Raw genomic sequence first — 1448 nt, 5'->3', positions numbered from 1 at the left:
TTCACTACAAAGCCGCGCGTGCTGGCGGCGTTATATGTATATGACACTATGAAATTACTTTCTCAATTAGTAATAGCGATGGTTGTCGGTGCTGCCATCAGCGGGGTCGCGGTCTGGGTCTATCTTCACAAAGCAACAGGCGAGGCACTGGCAATGCATTTGAGTGCGACTCCTAGCGAAGTGAGGCAGAAACTACTTATTGTCCGCCAATACAACGAAGGAAATGCGGATCAGGCTAAGCATTTAGCTTTTATGACGCTTTTGGACGACCATAGGTATTTGCAAAACCTCATCGCTTCACCGCATATGCCATCCAATCAAAAGCAGCGATATATCGAAGCCAAAGATGACGTAGCGGAATACCTTCTGAAATATCCTGTTCAAGGGTGTGAGTCCAGTAAAGACATCGAGGAGCTTAGAGAGTGTTTCCGCCAAACCATATAACCAAGCGCAGCACTACGCGGCCTGTCGGCCGCCGGATGCTCGCAAGCTCGCACCGGTGTGCGCGGCGTTATACACTATGAGACTACTTCTACTCTTTTCTTGCATTTGCGTCATTCCTGCATTGGTGGGTTGTCAGTCTCTTCAGGCCGTTGCATCTGTCATCTCCGGTAGCGCCGCGTGTTCTAGGACAGAGCAGTTCCAAAACTTTCCGGATCATGGCGCTGAGGCAGAGATTCATTTTAGTCTCGATATATTAGGGAAAGATGGGCCGAACCAGTTTTCTGCTGTTGCAACCTGTGAATATCAGGGGAGCATGTGTGGCGGTGGAAGCTGGTTTCAGGTCTGGTACGGAGATCAATCTGAGCACCACGTTCTCCCGCTCCCGGATGGCAGCAGCCTTCACTTTCGTCCGCATAATTTCTGCATCAGGATTGATCAGTTCCGGAAGGGATGCCAGGAAGATGTTTGTAAGCCACAAGATCATTTTACTTTCTCATTAGAGCTGGGAGATTCTTGGAATGGTCAAGCACCAGCGCTCCCTGGAAGGTGGGGTTCAATGAGCACTCGGCGGTTTTCAGTTGGAATTCATGAAATTCACCTATTCGGATTTGAGGTTAAAGATTTTGAAATGACAGTGCACGAGTATCTTCAAGAATTGGAAGGGCGAAGTGACTGATCCGCGCCGGCAAGTACTGTAGTGTATAACCACAGCGTCAACGCGGATAGGCTTTTCCGCTGGCGCTCCAAAGCCGCCCGGTTACGCTGGGCGTTATGCAGGAAGCATTCTTATGAAGTATATTTTATCGTCTATATTATTGATATTTTCTAGCTTTAGTTTTTCTGGTTCGACCGAGATTTCAAAAGAATTCCGTGAAGATTTTAATGAGAGCGGATTTCTCAGTATCCTACGAAGAGATGGCGAGGTGGCTGGATTTGTCGTAAGGAAATCTGCTAACGACAAGTATTTAGCCGACGCAGGCATCTTGGTTGTAGTGGCATAGTGA

General features: G+C 48.1%; 2 protein-coding genes. Both read left to right on the top strand.

The genetic code is table 11. The features are described from left to right. Window positions 1–444 (top strand): hypothetical protein (locus RBH33_RS17665; RefSeq protein WP_306733546.1); only part of this gene is annotated, 444 nt, incomplete at its 5' end. Window positions 445–1232: 788 nt separating this feature from the next. Continuing rightward, window positions 1233–1445 (top strand): hypothetical protein, encoded by a 213-nt coding sequence (locus RBH33_RS17660; protein WP_306733545.1) that lies wholly within the window; start codon window positions 1233–1235, stop codon window positions 1443–1445. Window positions 1446–1448: the final 3 nt, after the last annotated feature.

Origin of the sequence: Marinimicrobium hydrolyticum (genome assembly GCF_030848505.1) — a bacterium.
In the GTDB taxonomy this organism is placed as follows: domain Bacteria; phylum Pseudomonadota; class Gammaproteobacteria; order Pseudomonadales; family Cellvibrionaceae; genus JAVDDU01.
The sequence above is the reverse complement of the archived record's forward strand: the minus strand, read 5'-3'. Positions and strand labels throughout refer to the sequence as shown.

What these genes read in the sequence shown, in the direction of transcription:
- RBH33_RS17660 (WP_306733545.1), top strand. Translation starts at nt 1,233, where the DNA reads ATGAAGTATATTTTATCGTCTATATTATTGATATTTTCTAGCTTTAGT.